The organism is Clostridium sp. Cult1 (assembly GCF_021655095.1).
Lineage (GTDB): Bacteria > Bacillota > Clostridia > Tissierellales > Tepidimicrobiaceae > Schnuerera.
Genome location: NZ_PPXW01000001.1, coordinates 2,397,011 through 2,417,353, shown reverse-complemented (window position 1 = coordinate 2,417,353; position 20,343 = coordinate 2,397,011). Strand labels below are relative to the sequence as shown.

Below are 20,343 nucleotides of genomic sequence, written 5' to 3'. Positions count from 1 at the left end.
CTAAGTCTATTTCTTTATTTTTAATCATTTTAGAAGTATTCACAATGTATTTAGCCCTATAACCTACCTTACAATTATCTTCTAACTCCTTTTCATCTATGCTAGCTAAAATTTCTGAACTAGGGAAGGAAAAATACTCCTTTTCATTATATGAGCCTATAGATTCTCCATACTTTTGACTGATTAACTCTATGGATCTTTTTATCCTTGGTATTTGATTATTGGCGGATATTATGAAGGATATGGTTGTTTCATAAGGTTCTTGATTCAGTATCCTTATACCTTCGCCAAATTTAATAGCTTCATTAAGTATTGGGTCTTTAGATAATTCTTTTTTTATCTCTCCATAATCTCTACCTAAATCAAAATAATCATACCATATGTTTTCAAAATCTTCCATATTGGTATTAGAAAATATAATATCCTTTCCATCTCTTTTTACATTAATTACTTTGCTTTTGTGGATAGCTGTATAACTATCATCTTCCTCCACATGCCATCTAAAGGCCTGACCACATTCAAAAATATGTTTAGGTTCAAAATCCATCATGTTTTTTATTACTATTTGATTGTCTTTTTCTATTGCATTGTAATTCATCTTACTTCACCTCCGCCTTAATTATTATACCCCAAATAATTTAATTAAGACAGTGGACGAGGGGACAGGTGCTTTGTCCATAAAAAATGGGACGGCTATAACCGTCCCCACTGTCCAATTTTATTAATACCATCCTCTTAATTTCATTACGTCAGCTACTTTTTTAACTGAAATCATATAAGCAGCTTCTCTTATTGTAACGTCCTTTTCTTGTTTTAGAGCCCATATATCTTTAAAGGCATTAACCATTGCAATTTCTTGTTTTTCTTCTACTTCTTTTTCTTCCCAATAGTATCCATATAAATTTTGTACCCATTCAAAATAGGATACTGTTACTCCACCTGCATTTGTTAAAATATCTGGTGTAACAGGGATTCCTCTTCTTTCTAATACTTTATCAGCATCTGGTGTAATTGGACCATTAGCTGCTTCACATACTAGTTTAGCGTTAATCTTTTCTGCTACTTCAACTGTTACAGCATTTTCTAAAGCTGCAGGTATAAGTATATCTACATCTAATCCCCAAAATTCATCCAGAGATATTTGTTTAGCTTTTGGATACCCAACTAAATTCTTATGTTCATCCATATAAGCTTTCATATCAGCAAAGTCTAAACCATCTTCATTATATAATGCATAAGTTCCAACAGATGGTGCCCACTCACCAACTGCTACTATTGTAGCCCCTTGGCCTTGAACATTTTTCACTGTATAGCTTCCTACATTTCCAAAACCTTGTACTGCAACTTTGGCACCCTTCATTTCAATTCCAAGTTCTCTAGCTGCTTCCCTAGCAATTACTGAAACACCAAAACCTGTTGCTTCGTTTCTACCTTTTGAGCCGCCCCATTCCACTGGTTTTCCAGTAAGTACTCCAAGATTTGATCCGCCAGTTAATCTATTATATTCATCTACCATCCATGCCATAACTTGTCCATTGCTTCCTACGTCTGGAGCAGGTACATCTATTTTTTCACCTAGATATTTATAAAGCCCACGTATATAACCTCTTGAAAGCCTTTCTAATTCTCCTTTAGATAAAGTCAATGGGTCTACTGTTATTCCACCTTTTCCTCCACCATAAGGAACGCCCATTACTCCACATTTAAATGTCATCCAAACGGATAGGGCTTTTACTTCATCAGGATTTACTCCTGGATGGAACCTAATACCACCCTTACCAGGTCCTATGGCGTCATTATGTACCGCCCTATAACCTTTGAATACTTTCATAGTACCATCGTCCATCTTTACTGGTATTGAAACTTCAATCATTCTTTGAGGTTCCTTTAATATTTCATATACAGCTGGTTCTAAGCCTAAAGCATCACAAGCTGCTTTCACCTGTTTCTGAGCACTTTCCAATGGATTTAAACTTTCTTTTGACATTATACTATACCTCCCTTTATTTAGTCTGTGAAAAGGTTTTCAATTCAACCACTTTATTATGCAAATATTTTAGTTAGTTATTTTATTGCCATATCTATTTTATCATTGGGATAAAATAAGTTCAAGTAGAAACAAATATAATTAAAATTAACTTAAACTTCTATTCAATATATTCTCTAGCTTCTTCTTCCCCCTTTAATACTCGTAGTATTCCATAAGCTAAAGATTCCATTTCATTTTCACCTGGCATTATTTCAACTGGTGCAATATATTGTACCCTCTTTGTTATCCATGAAGTCATCATTTTAGAATATGCAATTCCCCCTGTTAGAATAATCAAATCCACTTTTCCTTCTACTACTGTAGCAAGCTCTCCTATCCCTTTAGCTACTTGATAAGCCATTGCTTCATAGATTAGCTTAGCTTCTTCATCTCCCTCTTCGATCATCTTTTCAACTTCCCTTGCATCTAATGTATTTAGGTAAGCTTTTAACCCTCCATTACCTCTCAACTTTCTATGCATTGTGCTTTTGTCATATTTTCCTAAATAACATAATTCTATAAGTTCCCTACATGGAACCCTACCAGCTCTCTCAGGGGAAAATGGCCCTTCATCATCAGAGATTATATCTACTATACGTCCTTTTTCATGAACATTTAAAGATATTCCCCCACCTAAATGAGCCACAACAATATTCATATCCTTATACATCCTATTATATTTCTTAGCTGCCTTTATAGCCACAGCTCTGGTATTAAGTACATGGCAAGTGCTAGTCCTTGGGATTTCTGGCATACCAGATATCCTTGCTATGTCAATTAATTCATCTGTTCTCACCGAATCGTATATATAGGCTTTAATGCCTGCAGCCTTTGCTATTGCATAAGCAATAGGTGCTCCTAAATTTGAAGCATGTTCCATAGCAGGTCTTTTCTCAAGGGTCTCAAGCATCGTCTCATTTACTATATAGGCTCCAGATTTTACTGGTGGAAGCATACCTCCTCTTCCTACAACAGCTGATAATTCATGGATATCATAACCTTCCTTTTCTAAAAAGGACATTACTAAATCCTTCCTCATCTCATACTGTTCTTGGACATTTCCAAACTTTTCAATAATTTCAATAGGATGTTCTAAGGTCTTAGTGAAAATCTCTTTTTCATCTTCATATAATGCTATTTTTGTAGAAGTTGAGCCTGGATTAATAGCCAATATCTTATAGCTCATTATTGGTCTCCTTTCTTATCTATTAGACTCCATTTAATTATTGAAGTACTTCCTTAAGTACAATTATGAATTTCTCTATTTGCTCTAATGTTCCTGTACTTACTCTTAGCCAAGTATCCCAGCCCCAAATATGACCTGCTTTTATTATTATACCTCTCTTTAATAATTCCTGAGATACTAGCTTTGAATCCCTTTTTACATTTACAAATATAAAATTAGCATTTGATTTTATATATTCAAGGCCAAGACTTTCAAAGCATTCTTCCATCATGCTTAAACATTTATAGTTTAATTCAACTGTTTTGTTAATATGCTCCTCATCCCTTAATGCTCCAATAGCTGCAGCCTGTGCAAGTCTATTTACATTGAAAGTACCTTTAATCTTACTCATTTCAGTAGCAATTTCCTTTGATGTAAGTACATAGCCTACACGTATTCCTGCAATTCCTGTTACCTTTGAGAAGGTTCGTAGTATAATAGTATTTGGTCTTTTCTTCAATATCTCCAATGTTTCAGGATAATCAGGATTCACTTTAGCAAAATCATAATATGCTTCATCAAATATTATAACTACATCATCTGGGACATTTTCCACAAGGTATTCAACTTCATCCTTTGTCATTATATTTCCTAAAGGATTGTTTGGATTACAAACATATATTAATTTAGTCTTATCGTTTATCCTTTCAATATATCCTTTAAAATCTTGTTTATAGTTATCCATAGAAACAGTTACATTTTTTCCACCCATATGTTCTACCCAGATTCCTAGAATAGTAAAGGTGGTACTTGATGTTACAAGCTCATCCCCTGGATTTATGAAAGCTTCTGCAACCATTTGTAATATTTGCTCTCCACCATTTCCTACAACAATATTCTCTACTTCTAAGCCGTGCTTACTAGCTAATTCCCTTCTTAATTCCATAGCTCCTGGATCAGGATATATATTTATATTATTTAGCTCCTTCTTAATTGCTTCAACAGCCTTTGGTGATGGCCCTAATTGATTTTCGTTGGAAGCCAGTTTTACAACTTCATCTATTCCATATTCCCGTTGGACTTCTTCTATGGGTTTTCCCGGTACATATGGCTTTAACTTGGACAATTCATTTCTAAATAGACTTTTAGTCATACTATCATTCTCCTTTATAGATTTATATTAAAAACTTATAGTCTTTAAACAGCTGCTGCTGACAATACTAAAGATAGATATTTTTCTTCTGTAGAAGCTCCTCTAGATGTTAGCACAATGGGAACTTGGGCTCCAACTATAAGTCCTGCCATTTTAGAATTTCCTGAATATATAAGGGATTTGGCTAATACATTGCCTGATGTCATATTGGGAGTAATTAATATATCTACATCCCCTGCTACAGGACTGTTAAAACCTTTTATCTCTGCTGATTGTCTATTCATAGCCAAATCATAGGATATAGGTCCTTCAATAACACAATCTTTAATTTGTCCCTTTTCGTTCATCTGCTTTAACTCATCTGCATCCACTGTCTCTTGCATTTTTGGATTAACCTTTTCTACAGCAGATAAAATACCTACTTTAGGTTTTTCATAGCCAAGAGCTGTTAAAATGCCTACTGCATTTTCTATTATCTGCTTTTTCTCTTCTTTATCTGGATACATAACCATACCTCCATCGGTAATAACCAATAGTTTATGGTAGGTTGGTACCTCTAAAATAGCAAAATGAGACATAAGGTTTCCTGTCCTAATCCCCTTCTCTTTATGAACTACAGCCTTTAAAAGATCTGCAGTTTGTATCTTCCCCTTCATTATAAAATCTGCCCTATTCATCTTTACCAATTCTACCCCTTTATAGGCAGCAGCTACTTCATCTTCTACATCTATAATGGATTCATCCTCTAGGGAATAATTTTTTGTGTCTAATATTTTCTTAATTCTATCCTTATTTCCTATTAATATAGGATCTAATATATTATCTTCTTTAGCCTTAAAGACTGCTTCCAAAGTATGTTGATCTTCAGCAACTACTACAGCAACCTTTCTCTTCTTATCAAAATTCCAAACCTTTCTTATCAATTCATCAAAATTTCTAATTACCATAACAACTCTCCCCATATGAAATTATTGTAAAAGCAATTGCTCAGCAAAAGGATATCCCTCTTACTGAACAATCTTCAAATCTAGGCATTCATCAATTCTACTGAATCCATTCCAGCGTGAAAAGCCTTTATATTTATATCTACAAATTTTTCTTTTACAGTATCTTTAATAACCTTCTCCCAATCTATATGGGTTAGATCCATAGCTTTAATTAATGCACCAAATAGTACCACATTCATAACTTTTGTATTACCTAGCTCCTCAGCAATTTTTCCTGCATTTATTACGCTAGCATTTGCTTTATTTTCAATTATATTGATTACTCCTTTTGGATAATCCTGTTTTCCTGCAAGTATTGGTGCTGAAGGTATTTCATAATCGTTTACTACAACCTTGCCATTAGGCTTTAAGTACTCTAACCACCTTAGTGCCTCCATGGATTCAAAGGAAACTAATATATCTGCTTCTCCTTTACCTATAATAGGTGAAAAAACCTTATTTCCATACCTTACCTGGGTAGAAACACTGCCTCCTCTTTGAGCCATACCGTGGATTTCAGACATTTTAACATCATATCCGGCTTCAAGGAGACCTGTTGACAATATTTTACTTGCTAAAATCGTTCCCTGTCCACCTACTCCTACTAATAATATACTTTTTACATCTGCCATCCTATTCACCTACCTTCTCTATCGCTTTAACCGGACATACTTGCATACATAATTCGCAACCTACACATTGTACATCATCAATATTTGATTTCTTATTTTCTTTATCAAAATGTATTGCTGGACATCCAGTATTAACACATATTCTACATCCAATACATTTTTCTCTATCTACTTCACATACTCCCGATAGCTGTCCAAATTCTTCTTTATCATATTCAGAATATTTCTTAAGGGCACAAGGCCATCTTGAAATAATTACTGAAGGTTCATCTAAATCAAAGGCCCAGTCGAAGGCTTCTTTCATTTCATCTACCCTTAATGGATTAACGGTTTTAATATTCTTAACCCCTAAAGCTTCAACTATTTTGGGAATATCCGCCATATCAGTAATTTCTCCTTGAAGGGTATATCCAGTACCAGGATTATCCTGATGGCCTGTCATACCAGTTACTCTATTATCCAAAATACAGGTAATGGTATTTCCCTTATTATATACCACATCTAGAAGACTAGTCATACCAGAATGGAAGAAAGTAGAATCACCAATAACGCTTACTACTCTCATTTCGTCATTATATTTGTCGATTACCCGTTTAGCACCATGGCCTAAACTGACACTCGCTCCCATACATATAGTTGTATCCATTGCGTTTAATGGAGCTGCTCCCCCTAGAGTATAGCAACCTATGTCTCCAGAGATCATAACATTCTTTCTTTTGCTCAATTGATAGAAGAATCCCCTATGAGGACAACCTGCACAAAGAGTTGGAGGTCTATTTACAACAATGGATTTATCATAATCTATAGTCTCTCTATCCTTCTCTAGTAAAGATTTTTCAACTATTTCTGGATTTAGTTCCCAAATATTAGGGATCTTATCTTTTCCTATACAATCTATACCAGCTGCTTTAATTTGTTCCTCCATGAAAGGCTCCAATTCCTCTACTACATAAAGGATTTCTACTTCTTCAGCAAACTTTCTAATTTTCTCCATTGGAAGAGGAAAAGTGAAGCCTAGCTTTAAATAGGATGCCTTATTTCCAAATATCTCCCTAGCATACTGATAAGCTACTCCTGCAGAAATTACTCCCATTTTTTTATCATTCCACTCAATATAGTTTAGATCAGTTTCATTAGAAAACTTTTCTAGTCTTTTAAGTCTTTCTTCTACTTCTACATGTAATTGTTTAGCAACTGCAGGGGCTACATAGTATTTTTGCAAATCCTTTTTATAGGGTTTTAAAGGTACTTCCTTCCTTTCTCCTACTTTCACTACTGATTTACTATGGCATATTCTAGTAGTTAGTCTCATTAAAACCAAAGTATCAAACTCTTCACTTATTTCCATGGCAGCTTTAACCATGTCCTTAGCTTCCTGACTATCACTTGGTTCTATCATAGCTACCTTTCCAAATTTAGCATAATATCTGTTATCCTGCTCATTTTGTGATGAATGAAGGCCTGGATCATCAGCAGTAATTAGTACCATTCCTCCATTTACTCCTGTATAACCGATAGTAAAAAAAGGATCAGCAGCCACATTTAATCCTACGTGTTTCATAGCAGCAAGGGATCTAGCTCCATATATGGAAGCACCTAAAGCAGATTCCAATGCAACTTTTTCATTTGGTGCCCATTCTGCAATTATTTCTTCTTTATAGGGGGCAATATTTTCTAATATTTCCGTACTTGGTGTTCCAGGATATGCAGCAGCATAATGAATCCCTGCTTCATAAGCCCCTAGGGCTATAGCTTCGTTTCCTGTTAACAGCTTTTTCATATTATTTCCTCCTCCTTCTTGATTATATTATTTACCCATTTTGAAATAACTGAATGCATATAAAATTAGTTCAAGATATAATAATTGCAAAATTTATGCCACTATTTTATATTTTCAAAATTACAATAATTATTGAAAATATGATTATATATATTGAATGGAACAAGGTAATTCGTTAAAAGTATTCCACAAGTTAAAATTTTTACAGATGAACTCATTGTCCAATTATAATAAATGGGTTAAAAGGGGTGACCTTTATACCCCTTTTAACCCATTCTTAAATACTCCAATGCCCGTATGCCTTCTTTTGTTATTACTGTCCCAGTTCTTCCCTTTGATACCTTTACCATGAATAATTTTTCAAGTTCTGCCAGCATTGTCCTTATTTCCTGCTCACTTAGAAATATTCCCTTTGATTTTGCTATTCGGTGAATACTTCTTCTTCCAAGTCTTCTATTATCTATATAAGCCTTTTGTAGTTCCTCTAATATAAAAATATATTTTCTTATATCATTGCCTGTAGTTTCAATAAATTTCATTATTATCCCGCCTTTTCCTCCTATATCTAGCTCATCCTCCATTTCTAGATCATAGCTAAAAGGCAGATCTTTAGCCTTTATTATTTTGGAATCCAAATTAACAAAATACTCAACATAATTTCTTAACTCCCTTACATTTCCTTCCCAATTATGGCTTAGTAATAACTCTTTTGCTTTTTCAGTTAAGGTGAAATTACTATTGAACTGTTTTTGTACCTCTTCTATCAGGAATAATATATCTTCTCTTCTTTCCCTTAAAGGTGGAATATTTAAGGGAAGTACATTTAATCTATAATATAGATCCTGTCTAAACTCTCCCCTTTTTACCATACTTTTTAAATCTCTATTGGTGGCAGCTACTATTCTAATATCTACATTTATTATTCTGTCACCGCCAATTCTTACTACTTCCCTTTCCTGCAAAACCCTTAGCAGTTTTACTTGAAGATTCATTGGCATCTCAGCAATTTCATCTAAAAATAGAGTTCCATTATGGGCTAATTCAAATAACCCCGGTTTTCCGCCTTTCCGAGCTCCAGTAAAGGCTCCTTCTTCATATCCAAACAATTCACTTTCCAAAAGGCTTTCAGGAAAGGCACCACAATTGACGGGGACGAATTGATATCTATTTCTCGGGGAGTTATTGTGAATTGCCTGAGCAAATAGCTCTTTTCCCGTTCCTGTTTCTCCTGTAATTAGAATTGAGGAATTAGATTTTGCCATCCTTTTAGCAATATCCTTACATTTATTGATAGCATTGCTTTTCCCTATAATATGGTTAAAATCATACCTTGCCTTATAACCTTTACCTACCAACTTTTTCCGCAACATATGCTGTTTGTTTTCCGTATCCCTATATTTTCTTATTATAGCAACGGCTCCATATAGTTTTTCTGAATGTATGAGTGGATTTACAGTTACAATAACATCTTCCCCTTTTATTTTTATAATTTTTTCTTCCACTGGTTTTAAAGATTGAAGGGTAAAATTAAAGGGAATTTGAGTGAACAGCTCTATTCCGTTTTTACTAATAACATGTTCCTCTTTTAATTCTAATATCTTTTTTGCGTGATCATTGTATAAAAATATAGTTCCATTAGTATTAATCCCAATTACTCCTGCATCGATAACTTCTAGTAGTATATCCAACTGACTTTCTCGACTATTAGATTGTCCTAAAATTTCGGCTAAACCAAAGTTAGCAGTCTTAACCTCTTTATAACTTGTACCTATATCCTTTCTATTTAGCATATACATTAGATTGAATTTCATTCCAATATCTATTATTGTGTTAAAGTCTAATAGGCTGTTTCCTATATTTATTATTTTTTTTGCCGAATTAGGTAGATAGTTAGATTGTCCCAGTATAATTATAGTCTTATCTTCAATATCCTCTTCTACTGACCAATAGGATTTCAAATCAATATGGCTTCCACCTAACTGGTAAATTACAGAAATCATTTGCTCTGTCATTTCCGAACTTTCATCAATTAATATTACTTCTGTCCCTTCTTCAATATCCATTATTTTTTCTAATCCTGATTTAGATATGGTTCTGTTGGCAAATATTAAATCCGTACCTTTTTTTATATATTCCTTTACCTTTTTAAACATATCATAAGATGGAATCAATATTACATCTGCATCTATATTCTTATGAATTTTTATATCATCTATGGTTATTTTGTTGACGATAATATTGTCTGAAAACAGACTTTTTATTTGAGCATAGTAAGCATTTATAGATTCTATGCTATAACTTATAATGGTTAGAGTTTTCTTCATATAATCTCTCCATATTCTATATTCTTTATATATTTAATTTTATAATAATTAGACTCATCATGCAATTATCTATAATTTTAAAGGATGTAGAGAATTCTCTACATCCTTTAAATATCATCCTAAACTTTTGCAATTTCCATTATATCATCTATATTATCTAATCCTTCTATCAATTCTGGTAATACTTCATATACATCGCCAACTATCCCATAATCAGCAACTTGGAATATAGGTGCGTCCTTATCCTTATTTATAGCAATAATAATCTTTGAATCCTGCATACCAGCTAAATGTTGAATTGCTCCAGATATACCACAAGCAATATATAATCCTGGTCTTACAGTTTTACCTGTTTGACCAACTTGATGGGATTGTTCTATCCAGCCTGCATCTACAGTAGCACGACTAGCCCCTACTACTCCACCTAATTTTTCTGCCAATTCCTCTATAAGTTTAAATCCTTCTGGATTTCCTAATCCTCTACCACCCGATACTATAATAGGAGCTTCTTCCAATTTTACTTGAGCTTTCTTTTCTTTAATATATTCTACAACTTTTGCCCTAATATCCTCTTCATTTAATTGAGGATCAAATACTTCAATTTCCCCTTTTCCATTCTCATCATATTTAGCTTTTTCCATAACTCCTGGCCTAACGGTGGACATCTGAGGCCTGTGGTTTGGACATATTATAGTTGCCATTAAATTCCCACCAAATGCTGGACGAGTTTGCATCAATCTTCTATTTTCTAAATCTACATCAAGTCTTGTACAATCTGCTGTAAGCCCTGTGTGTATTCTAGCTGAAATTCTCGGCCCTAAATCTCTACCTATATTAGTAGCACCAATTAACATTATTTCAGGTTTTCTTGTCCTTATTAAATCACATATCACTTTAGTATATCCATCTGTTGTATATACTTCTAAATGAGGGCTATCTGCATAGAGTACTTTATCTGCTCCATATTTCACTAATTTCTCTGCTAAATTATTAACATTTCTGCCTAATAAAATGGCTGTTAATTCCGTTCCCAATTCATCAGCAATTTTTCTACCTTCTCCAAGAAGTTCTATAGAAACATTCATCAAGTTTCCATCTCTTTGTTCTGCAAAAACCCAAACCCCTTCATATTCTTCTATATTTACTCCTTGTTTTTTCTCTTCTTCCTTTTCTATAGCTTCTACAGGGCACTCTTCAACACATGCGCCACATGCAGTACATTTTTCTGTTATAAAGGCTTTATCATCTACCATATCAATAGCTTCAAAAGGGCAAACGCTAACACATACGCCACAACCAATACATTTTTCTACCAATACTTTTACTGCCATACCTTATCCTCCTCTCAAGAATATAAATTATATGATTTTTTCCTCTTTCAATCTGACGATTAATTTTCTCGCTTGTTCCTTTGGACTGCCGTCAAGCATTTCCGATTTTCCACCTTTTCCTGGTGGAGTGAAAGATTTATTAACTTGAGTTGGTGAACCATCTAGTCCAATATTATCTTCATCTGCTTGGATGTCTTTGGCTGACAATACTTTTATCTTATTCCCTCTATAAGCTTCATAAATTCCTTTAATCGATGGATATCTAGGTTCGTTTAATTCTTTTATAGCAGTAACCAATACTGGTAATTTGGATTCAATAATAAAATATCCATCTTCAAGGGCGCGTCTTACCCTAATATTTCCTTCTTCTATATTAAGTTCTTCCACATAAGTAACCTGTGGTATCCCTAAATGTTCTGCAATTTGGGGACCTACTTGAGCTGTATCACCATCTATAGCTTGTCTTCCACAAAATATAATATCATAATTTCCAATATGCTTAATCCCTGCAGCCAATGCAGTAGATGTAGCCCAGGTATCTGAACCTGCAAAGGCTCTGTCACTTAAAAGAATTCCTTCATCTGCACCCATGGCAATTGCCTCTACTAAAGCTACTTCTGCTTGAGGAGGTCCCATACTGAGTACGGTAACTTTAACGTTTTCCTTCTCATCTTTTATTCTTAACGCTTCTTCCAAAGCATTTTTATCATCAGGATTTATAATACTTGGTACCCCTTCACGGATTAAAGTTCCTTTTACAGGGTCAATTTTAACTTCATTGGTATCCGGAACTTGTTTAATACATACTATAATATTCATCAATATTCCTCCTTCACCTTATTATCTTAGAAGGTTAGCTGCAATAACCATCTGTTGTACTTGGGAAGTACCTTCATATATTTCAGTAATCTTGGCATCCCTCATCATTCTTTCTACAGGATAGTCCCTAGTATATCCATAACCACCATGTAATTGAACACATTTAGTGGTCACATTCATAGCTGTATTGGCTGCAAACAACTTAGCCATTGCTGCTTCCTTATTATAGGGAAGTCCATTAGCCTTATTATAGGCTGCTTTATATACCAATAGTTTTGCCCCTTCTATTTCAGTAGCCATATCTGCAATCATCCATTGCAAACCTTGGAACTTAGATAAAGGTCTACCAAATTGCTGTCTCTCTTTAATATATTTAATAGTCTCTTCTAAAGCACCTTCCGCTATGCCTAAGGCCTGAGCTGCTATACCTATTCTTCCACCATCTAAAGTTGACATAGCAATTCCAAATCCTTTGCCTTCTTTTCCTAGGAGGTTTTCTTTCGGAATAATACAGTCTCTAAATATTAACTCTGCAGTAGATGAACCCCTAATCCCCATCTTATCTTCAACCTTACCTATACTAAATCCAGGAGTATCTTTCTCCACTATGAAAGCGGATATACCTCTAGTTCCTTTAGTTCTATCTGTCATAGCAAATATTATGTATATATCTGCTTCTCCTCCATTAGTTATAAATAATTTGGTTCCATTTAATATATAATTATCCCCATCCAAAATTGCTGTAGTTTGTTGTCCTGCTGCATCTGTTCCTGCATTAGGTTCAGTTAAACCAAAAGCACCTAGTTTTTCTCCTTTTGCTAAGGGTACTAAATATTTTTGTTTTTGTTCTTCTGTTCCATATTTATAAATAGGCCAACATCCTAAAGAAGTGTGGGCAGAAAGTATAACTCCTGTAGTAGCACATGCCTTCGATAACTCTTCTACAGCTATAGCGTAAGCTATTTCATCTCCCCCAGCCCCACCATATTCAACAGGAAAAGGTATGCCTAACATATGATACTTAGCCATCTTTTCTACTGTTTCTCTAGGGAATCTGCTAGATTCATCGATTTCTGCTGCTATAGGTTTAACTTCGCATTCAGCAAATTCTTTCATAACATTTCTTATCATTTCCTGCTCTTTTGATAATTTGAAATCCATATATATCCCTCCCTAATTTTAAAACTACTCCTCCATATTATTTATTATAAACCATTTTACTGATTATTTCTATAAATATTGTTAAATTTTTGACCTTCTGTTTTATAATTACAAATGCCTATAACCTCAGGTTTATCTGATGTTATAGGCATTTGTACATAAATACTGTAATAATATAATATTTTTTTTAACATCATAGGAATTTTTTGTGATAAGTTTGACGATATTTTCATTATTACTCCCTAATATAATCGGATTGATTATTTAAAAAATAAGATAAAGTGAATAAAGATTCATTTAGATGAACATTTTCCACTATTATATCATCGCTTACTTTAAGATCTGCTGGAGCAAAGTTCCATATACCCTTTATTCCACTTTTTATGTAGATATCAGCGATGTCTTGAGCACTTTCCTTAGGAGTTGTTATAATCCCTATTTCTACATTATTATCCCTTATATAGTTTTCTAATTCATCTACATCCTTGATTTCTACATCTCGAATTCGCAGCCCTATTAATTTAGGATTCTTATCGAATAATGCAAGAATTTTAAATCCTGCATCTTGAAATCCTTTGTAGTTAGCAACCGCTTGACCTAAATTACCAGCTCCTGCAATTACTGTGTTATAACCTCTGTCTAATCCCAATATTTTACCTAATTGTCCATGTAATTCCTCTACATTATATCCATATCCTTGCTGTCCAAATCCTCCAAAATTATTTAAGTCCTGTCTTATCTGAGAAGCGGTAAATCCAGTCATTTTGCTCAATTCTTGGGAAGAAATTCTATTAATTCCTCTTCTAAGTAAATCTCCTAAATATCGATAGTATTTAGGCAGTCTTCTAATCACAGTTATAGAAACTCTGTTTTCTCTGTCCATTTTTACACCCCTATCTATTCCTTATAAAATTTTGGTTGATATTATTATAACATTTACCCATTAGTTGGTCAATTATAGCACTTTTCCAACTTCTTTAGTATATGTATATTATAAAATATATTACTAATAATATTATTATAATAACCAAAAGGAGGATTTTATGGCCAGCAAAGAACAATTAAGAAAAATAGCTATCTACTGCGATTCCTATAATCCAAAAAAAGACGACTCCTTGAATATGACTTCTCAAGTATATGAGGAAAAATATGAAAGTTGCGAGAATTGTTCCCATTTTACAAAAGAAGGGAAATGTGATGTAGATTTAATAGATAAAGTTCTTACAAGTTTAGCTATGGAACAGGATTTAAAATCCTAATGAAGCCCTGTACTTTAAAAGGGCTATTTTTTTTGGTAAAATATAAGTATAGTATGTAGAAAGTAGGAGATTAATATGATAGTTCTTTCGTGTAACAATATTTCAAAAACTTATGTAGTAGATAAAATATTAGAAGATATTAGCTTCACAATAGAAAATGGACAAAAAATCGGCCTTATAGGTCTTAATGGTTCAGGAAAAACTACTCTTTTTAATATATTAGTTGGGGATATCCCCAAAGATCAAGGAGATATTTATGTTCAAAAAGATCTAAATATTGGATACTTAAGACAACACGCAGATATGAACAGTAGCAAAACCCTTTTTCAAGAATGCCTTCAGGTATTTGACCCTCTTATTCAAATGGAGAAAAATTTGAGAAACCTAGAACATGAAATTAGTCACGAAAGTGCAAAGGGTGAATCGGAAAAATTGAACCAACTTATGACCCAATACTCTAATATATTGGAAGAATTTAATAATCTAAATGGTTATGGTTATGAAAGTGAAATTAAAGGTGTTTTAAAAGGCCTTGGTTTTAAGGATGAAGAATTCGATAAAAATGTAAAAGTATTAAGTGGAGGCCAAAAAGCAAGGCTTTCATTAGCTAAACTATTATTAGAAAAACCAGATATCCTATTATTAGACGAGCCTACCAACCATTTAGATATAGATGCTATAAGATGGTTAGAATCATATCTTTTAGAGTATAAAGGTGCTGCCCTAATAATATCCCATGATAGATATTTTCTAGATAATGTAGTAACTAAAATATTCCATTTAGAAAATTTAAGGTTAAAAACCTATAATACTAATTACTCAAGGTTTATGGAAGAAAGGAAAAAGGAACTAGAGTTACTCAAAAAAAATTATGAAAATCAGCAAAAGGAAATTAAAAGACAGGAAGAGATTATTAGACGATTTTATAACTATGGAGGTCAAAGATATATAAGACAAGCCCAAAGTAGACAAAAATTATTAGATAGAATGAAAATCATAGATAAACCAATGGATTCTAAAAAAGTAAAATTTACCTTTGAACCTAAGATAAAAAGTGGTAAAGAAGTATTGAGGGTTGAACAGCTAGGAAAATCCTTTGAAGAATTTAAGTTATTAGAGGATATAAACTTTACCATCTATAGAGGAGAAAAAGTTGGACTAATAGGTCCTAATGGAATAGGAAAAACTACTTTATTTAAAATGATATTAGGCCATATCCCCTATGATACAGGAAGTATTACTTTAGGCCACCAAGTTCATACAGGTTATTTTGATCAGGAACAAACTAAATTGAATTTAAACAAGACTATAATCGATGAAATCTGGGATGATAATCCTAAATTTGACCATTACCAGATACGGTCTATTCTTAGTCGTTTTCTATTTATAGGAGATGATATATTTAAAGAAATAGAAGAATTGAGTGGTGGAGAAAGAGGAAGATTAGCACTTTTAAAAATGATGTTATCTAAGGCAAATTTTCTTTTAATGGATGAGCCTACTAACCATTTAGATATCTACTCAAAGGAAGTATTAGAAGATGCTATTAAAGATTATGAGGGAACTCTTTTGGTAATATCTCATGATAGATATTTTTTAAATAAGGTTACAGACAAAATATTAGAATTAACAGAAGAAGGAATTACTGAATACCTAGGAAATTACGACTATTATTTGGAGAAAAAAAATGAAATAGTATACGAGGAAGATAAAGACTATAGAACAAAAACCCAAATCAAGCTGGAAAGAAAAAAAGAAAAAGAAAAATTGGCTATAGAAAAGAGAAGAAAAAAGGAAATATTAACATTAGAAAATTTAATTGAAGAAAAAGAAAAGAAAATTGAAGAATTAGATAGACTATTGTGTAAACCTGAATTATATGAAGAACCAGACAAAATTGTCCAATTAACTAAGGATAGGGACAATCTTCAAACGGACTTAGACTCCCTTTATGAAAAATGGATAATAATGACAGAAAATTAGTTTTCCCATTTTATCCCCATCTTATTCACAGAATCCACAAGATTATCCACATAAACTTGTCCCAATTTAAGTGGTTTGGACAAGTATTTCCACATTATCCACAGACTTTTTTTGTATAACCATGCCAATTTGTGAAGATAATGTGGGAATATTGTTGATAATTATCCTTTTAGCTCTAAATTTGGCACCACATTCAGATATAAGTCAGATACATATCCTTTAATATAGTTGAAATAAGCAGCAGAACCTATCATTGCAGCATTATCAGTGCACAATATTCTAGAAGGATATAGTATTTCTAAACCTTCCTCATATCCTCTTTTTTTCATCAAATCTCTCAACCCTTCATTGGCTGCTACTCCTCCCGCCATTACTATCTTTTGAGATTTTCTCTCTTTAGCAAGCCTTATGGTCTTTTCTACAAGGACTTCTATTACTGCTTGTTGAAAACTTGCTGCCACATCCTTTACTATTATTTCTTCTCCTTTTTGTTTGGATTGATTAAGATAATTTAATACAGCAGTCTTTAAACCACTAAAGCTAAAATCATAACTATTATGATCAAGATATACCCTTGGAAAATCTATTGCATCAGGATTACCTTCCTTAGATAATTTATCTATTAATGGCCCTCCTGGGTAGGATAATCCAAGTGCCCTTGCTACCTTATCAAAAGCTTCTCCTGCTGCATCATCTCTTGTTCTACCTATTAATTCATACTGGGTGTAGTCTTCAGCTTGAACAAGATAAGTATGTCCCCCTGAAACTATCAAACAGGTAAAGGGAGGTTCTAAGCCTTTGTGGTCTATATAATTAGCACAAATATGCCCTTCTATATGGTTAACTCCTACTAGGGGTTTGTTTAAAGCATAAGCTATAGCCTTAGCACTAGATATGCCTACAAGTAGAGCACCTACTAAACCAGGACCATGGGTTACTCCTATTAAATCAATATCATTAAAGGTAACTTGAGCTTCATCTAAAGCCTGCTGGATGATCAAATTCATATTTTCAATATGCTTTCTCGAAGCTACTTCCGGTACTACTCCACCAAATTTTTTATGAATTTCTATTTGAGAAGAGATAATATTAGACAAAACTTCCCTACCATCTTTAATTACAGCACAGGAAGTTTCATCACAGGAAGTCTCTATAGCTAATGTTAGAATATCTTTCTTCATATTTTCACCTCATTAAAATTGAATGCTTTTCCACATTATAATCGCATCTTCATTATTATCTTGATAATATTTTGGTCTAATTCCATATTCCTTAAATCCATATTTTTTATAAAGGGATTTTGCTACTTCGTTAGACTTTCTAACTTCTAAGGTCATAGCCCTTATATTTCTATCTATACATAATTGTATAAGGCCTTCTAGAAGCTTATTTCCTATACCTAATCCTCTATATTCTTTATCTACTGCAATATTAGTAATATGGCCTTCGTCTAATATGAGCCATATGCCACCATAGCCTGCAATATCTCCATCTACTAGGGCTACTATATATTTTGCTAATAGATTCTTTGTTAGTTCTAATAAAAAGGCCTCCCTTGACCATGGAGGAGTAAAAGCTTTCTTCTCGATTTCCATTACTCGATCTAAATCTTCTTCTCTCATCTCTCGAATGGATATATCCATAATTAACTTTCCCTCTTTCTTAACTCTCTCTGAGCTTGAGATTCCCTTAAATAATCTGGAACAAGATTATAATAATTATATTGATTTTCTTCATGCCTATTTAATAAAGCAAGCTCTGCTATACTGGCTGCCTTACAGCTATTTAAGCTAATAGGTGATATCTTTACTTTGTCTTTTAAACTATTCTCTATCTTTTCTTTATAAAGCAATGCCCCATTACCATTTACCATTATATTATTATAATCTTTGTCAAGTAATTCTAGTAGTTCTTCTATTTCCATTATAGAAGGTTCCAATATATTTTTAAGCCTTCCCTTTTCCCATTTATATATACCTGTATAAACTCTATTTCTCCTAGCATCTATCATAGGTACAATTATGCCATCAAAGGTTAGGTTAAAAGCCAATCCTTCCAATGTGGAAATTCCTATAATAGGCTTGTTAAAAACATGGGCAAAGGATTTTACAGTAGCTATACCGATTCTAAGACCTGTAAAGGAACCGGGTCCTATGGCTACCCCGTATAGATCTATATCTGATACTTGTATATTCAAACTATCTAATACTTCTTTAATCATAGGTACTAGATTTTCAGAATGGGTCATATCCTGGTTCAAAGAATATTCTCCTAATAAATTTTCATCATCTAAAACGGCACAAGTTGTCATCATAGTAGATGTATCTAACCCTAATACTTTCAATTTATATTCAACTCCTTAACTATTTTCTCATACCTTTTCCCTTTTCCTGATAGAGTAACAATCCTTTCATCTAGTTTTTTACCTTTCTTAATATTAATATTTATCCTATTTTCTGGCAAAATATCTTCTATTTTATCTCCCCATTCTACTATGGTAACACCATCAGAATAAAAATAGTCTTCATAGCCTAAATCCAATAAGTCTTCTTCCCCTTCCAATCTGTATACATCAAAATGGTATAGCCAAACTCTACCCTTATATTCATTGATTAAAGTAAAAGTAGGGCTAGTAATATAATCGGAAATCTCCAATCCAATACCAATAGATTTGGTTAAAGTAGTCTTACCTGCACCTAAATCTCCAGTTAAAGAAAGTAAATCTCCACCTTCCAAAAGACTTCCTAGTTTTTGGCCAAACTCTTCCGTTTCTTTTAATCCTTTCAATACTATTTTAACCATCTAATCAACCTTCCTATTCTGTAAACTACCTATTATTATAACACGGGGATATTTAATTCACAATTCACAATTTTTTGGGTCTAGTTCTAAGGTTGGAATTCTTTTGTTTAATCCCATTGATAGTGATTAACTAATTTATAACTTAAGATGATTGACAATTAAAAAAGAGATTCTTCATTTTCGTTTAGGATGAAGCTTGTAATTCTAAACGAAGTGAAGAATCTATCCCATCAATTATCAACTATGCATTATGAATTGATTAAAGTTATTATTTATGCAATAGAGGCGATACTCTTTTATACATTAATAATGTTACCAAAGTAACTATAATACCTTTAAATAAGTTAAATGGTACTACTGCATATAGAATTAAAGTTTTAAAGTCTACCACATATTTGTTTACTGCAGAACCCATGGCCACAATTTTATCTATAGGTAGTCCAAATAGCTTTGCATAGAAAGGAATCATAAAATAGTAATTAATTAGAGATATGGATATAGTCATAACTAGTACTCCAGCAGCCATTCCTATTATTGCATTTTTAAAGGTTTTATCTCTGTAGTAAAATAGACCAGCAATATAGACATAAATACTACCTACGATGAAATTAGCTAGTTCTCCTACACCGCCAGTTCCAGAACCTTCAATTAGTAAATTTAGCAAATTCTTAACTAGCTGGACTAATACTCCTGCCATCGGTCCTAAAGCAAAGGAACCTATTAAAGCTGGTACATCTGAAATATCAAATTTTAAAAAGGTTGGTGTGAACCATAGGGGAAAATCTAGTAACATCAATATAAGTGCAATTACTGATAAAACTGAAATCTTTACCATGGTCTTAGTGTTTAGATTTTCCTTTTTTAATGTGTACATAAAAACCCCTCCATATTATTATTTCTTCAGGGAGGTCAATAAAAT

19 protein-coding genes are annotated in these 20,343 nt (G+C 33.1%); 2 read left to right on the top strand and 17 right to left on the bottom strand.

Features of this window, described 5'->3' with window-relative positions; genetic code table 11:
• The 12 genes from C3E89_RS12035 to C3E89_RS11980 form a co-directional block, all read right to left on the bottom strand.
• Positions 1-598: DNA glycosylase (locus tag C3E89_RS12035; protein ID WP_236913186.1), on the bottom strand; the 598-nt coding region annotated here is incomplete at its 3' end.
• A gap of 123 nt (positions 599-721) precedes the next feature.
• Entirely contained in the window at positions 722-1,987 is a 1,266-nt protein-coding gene (locus tag C3E89_RS12030; RefSeq protein WP_236913185.1) for a Glu/Leu/Phe/Val family dehydrogenase, read from the bottom strand.
• Between the two features lie 160 nt (positions 1,988-2,147).
• Positions 2,148-3,215: a butyrate kinase gene (gene buk, locus C3E89_RS12025; protein WP_236913184.1), complete on the bottom strand. Its 1,068-nt coding sequence runs from the start codon at positions 3,213-3,215 to the stop codon at positions 2,148-2,150.
• Positions 3,216-3,252: 37 nt separating this feature from the next.
• Positions 3,253-4,347, bottom strand: coding sequence for a histidinol-phosphate transaminase (hisC, locus tag C3E89_RS12020; protein WP_236913183.1), 1,095 nt, complete (start codon positions 4,345-4,347; stop codon positions 3,253-3,255).
• A gap of 44 nt (positions 4,348-4,391) precedes the next feature.
• On the bottom strand, positions 4,392-5,294 hold the full coding sequence (locus tag C3E89_RS12015; RefSeq protein WP_236913182.1) for a bifunctional enoyl-CoA hydratase/phosphate acetyltransferase: 903 nt from the start codon (positions 5,292-5,294) through the stop codon (positions 4,392-4,394).
• An 80-nt stretch (positions 5,295-5,374) separates the two neighbouring features.
• A complete protein-coding gene (locus C3E89_RS12010; RefSeq protein ID WP_236913181.1) occupies positions 5,375-5,965 on the bottom strand; it encodes an indolepyruvate oxidoreductase subunit beta in 591 nt (196 codons plus the stop codon).
• A gap of 1 nt (position 5,966) precedes the next feature.
• The gene (gene iorA, locus C3E89_RS12005; protein WP_236913180.1) at positions 5,967-7,745 is read right to left on the bottom strand and encodes an indolepyruvate ferredoxin oxidoreductase subunit alpha; all 1,779 of its coding nucleotides are present in this window, start codon (positions 7,743-7,745) and stop codon (positions 5,967-5,969) included.
• A gap of 266 nt (positions 7,746-8,011) precedes the next feature.
• Complete coding sequence (locus C3E89_RS12000; RefSeq protein WP_236913179.1) at positions 8,012-10,069, bottom strand: sigma-54 interaction domain-containing protein; 2,058 nt, start codon at positions 10,067-10,069, stop codon at positions 8,012-8,014.
• 119 nt (positions 10,070-10,188) lie between these two features.
• Complete coding sequence (locus C3E89_RS11995) at positions 10,189-11,400, bottom strand: electron transfer flavoprotein subunit alpha (protein WP_236913178.1); 1,212 nt, start codon at positions 11,398-11,400, stop codon at positions 10,189-10,191.
• Between the two features lie 27 nt (positions 11,401-11,427).
• Positions 11,428-12,219, bottom strand: a complete 792-nt coding sequence (locus C3E89_RS11990) for an electron transfer flavoprotein subunit beta/FixA family protein (protein WP_236913177.1) — start codon at positions 12,217-12,219, stop codon at positions 11,428-11,430.
• A 21-nt stretch (positions 12,220-12,240) separates the two neighbouring features.
• On the bottom strand, positions 12,241-13,380 hold the full coding sequence (locus tag C3E89_RS11985) for an acyl-CoA dehydrogenase (protein WP_236913176.1): 1,140 nt from the start codon (positions 13,378-13,380) through the stop codon (positions 12,241-12,243).
• Between the two features lie 235 nt (positions 13,381-13,615).
• Positions 13,616-14,263, bottom strand: coding sequence for a redox-sensing transcriptional repressor Rex (locus C3E89_RS11980; RefSeq protein WP_236913175.1), 648 nt, complete (start codon positions 14,261-14,263; stop codon positions 13,616-13,618).
• Positions 14,264-14,423: 160 nt separating this feature from the next.
• Between C3E89_RS11980 and C3E89_RS11975 the strand changes: the two genes are divergently transcribed.
• Positions 14,424-14,639: a hypothetical protein gene (locus C3E89_RS11975; RefSeq protein ID WP_236913174.1), complete on the top strand. Its 216-nt coding sequence runs from the start codon at positions 14,424-14,426 to the stop codon at positions 14,637-14,639.
• 75 nt (positions 14,640-14,714) lie between these two features.
• Positions 14,715-16,622 carry an ABC-F family ATP-binding cassette domain-containing protein gene (locus tag C3E89_RS11970; protein WP_236913173.1) on the top strand — a complete coding sequence of 636 codons (1,908 nt, stop codon included), beginning with the start codon at positions 14,715-14,717 and terminating at the stop codon, positions 16,620-16,622.
• Between the two features lie 161 nt (positions 16,623-16,783).
• On the opposite strand, the gene tsaD is transcribed toward C3E89_RS11970, so the two are convergent.
• The 5 genes from tsaD to C3E89_RS11945 all read right to left on the bottom strand — a co-directional run bounded on the left by tsaD (position 16,784) and on the right by C3E89_RS11945 (position 20,298).
• Positions 16,784-17,803, bottom strand: a complete 1,020-nt coding sequence (tsaD, locus tag C3E89_RS11965; RefSeq protein WP_236913172.1) for a tRNA (adenosine(37)-N6)-threonylcarbamoyltransferase complex transferase subunit TsaD — start codon at positions 17,801-17,803, stop codon at positions 16,784-16,786.
• 12 nt (positions 17,804-17,815) lie between these two features.
• On the bottom strand, positions 17,816-18,265 hold the full coding sequence (gene rimI / locus C3E89_RS11960) for a ribosomal protein S18-alanine N-acetyltransferase (RefSeq protein WP_236913171.1): 450 nt from the start codon (positions 18,263-18,265) through the stop codon (positions 17,816-17,818).
• A 2-nt stretch (positions 18,266-18,267) separates the two neighbouring features.
• Complete coding sequence (tsaB, locus tag C3E89_RS11955; protein ID WP_236913170.1) at positions 18,268-18,966, bottom strand: tRNA (adenosine(37)-N6)-threonylcarbamoyltransferase complex dimerization subunit type 1 TsaB; 699 nt, start codon at positions 18,964-18,966, stop codon at positions 18,268-18,270.
• Positions 18,963-19,424 carry a tRNA (adenosine(37)-N6)-threonylcarbamoyltransferase complex ATPase subunit type 1 TsaE gene (tsaE, locus tag C3E89_RS11950; protein WP_236913169.1) on the bottom strand — a complete coding sequence of 154 codons (462 nt, stop codon included), beginning with the start codon at positions 19,422-19,424 and terminating at the stop codon, positions 18,963-18,965. The genes tsaB and tsaE overlap by 4 nt, the downstream gene beginning before the upstream one ends.
• Positions 19,425-19,692: 268 nt before the next feature.
• Positions 19,693-20,298: an ECF transporter S component gene (locus C3E89_RS11945; protein WP_236913168.1), complete on the bottom strand. Its 606-nt coding sequence runs from the start codon at positions 20,296-20,298 to the stop codon at positions 19,693-19,695.
• Between the last annotated feature and the right edge of the window lie 45 nt (positions 20,299-20,343).